Below are 855 nucleotides of genomic sequence, written 5' to 3'. Positions count from 1 at the left end.
TTGCGGACCCCGATGATGTCGCCGCGCTCGGCGCGCCGGGGCTCTCCCCCGCCCGCGCCGTAGCGCGGCGCCGCGGCGTGCTCCGGCCTGTCCCCGCCGGCCTCGCCGTGCCGGGCCTGGCGGCGGCGCTCGCGCCAGCGGCCCAGGGCGTAGATCCCTATCAGCACCAGCACGCCTGCGCCCAGGATCGTCCAGCGTATCGGGTCCATGCCTCCCCCTTCGTCGATGCTCGCTCTCTAGCCGGCCTCGGCGATATCCATCGCCTCGTCCACGTCCACCGCGACCAGGCGCGATACGCCGGGCTCGTTCATCGTCACCCCGAGCAGGTGCGAGACCCGCTCCATCGTCGTCCTATTGTGGGTAATGAGCACGAACTGCACGCGCTCCGACATCTCCTCGACCAGGTCGCAGAAGCGCCCGACGTTGGCCTCGTCGAGGGGGGCGTCCACCTCGTCGAGCAGGCAGAAGGGCGCCGGGTTGAGGTCGAAGATGGCGAAGACGAGGGCCACCGCGGTCAGCGCCTTCTCGCCGCCGGAGAGCATGTGGATGCTCGAGACCCGCTTGCCCGGCGGCTGGGCGAGCAGCGCCACCCCGGTGGAGAGCAGGTCGTCGTCGGTGAGCTCCAGGTAGGCCCGGCCGCCGCCGAACAGCCGCGGGAAGAAGTGCCCGAGCCCGGCGTTGACCTGCTCGAAGGTCTCGCGGAAGCGCGCCCGGGTCTCGCGGTCGATGCGCTGGATGGCGCCCTCGAGGGTCTCGAGCGCCTGCTGCAGGTCGGCGTGCTGCTCGTCGAGGTAGCCGCGGCGCTCCTCGAGCTGGCGGTGCTCGTCGATGGCGGCGAGGTTGACGGAGCCGAGC

General features: G+C 72.0%; 1 protein-coding gene and 1 pseudogene. Both read right to left on the bottom strand.

Annotated elements, in window-relative coordinates:
• The coding region (locus CKO13_RS12385; protein ID WP_200261458.1) for a hypothetical protein at positions 1-209 on the bottom strand (209 nt) is incomplete at its 3' end.
• Between the two features lie 27 nt (positions 210-236).
• Positions 237-855 (bottom strand): annotated as a pseudogene (locus CKO13_RS12380) (chromosome segregation protein SMC); the annotation flags it as partial.

This window comes from Halorhodospira neutriphila, from assembly GCF_016584055.1.
GTDB classification, from domain to species: Bacteria; Pseudomonadota; Gammaproteobacteria; order Nitrococcales; family Halorhodospiraceae; genus Halorhodospira; species Halorhodospira neutriphila.
Note: the sequence above shows the minus strand (reverse complement) of the source record. Positions and strands in the feature narration are given on the sequence as shown.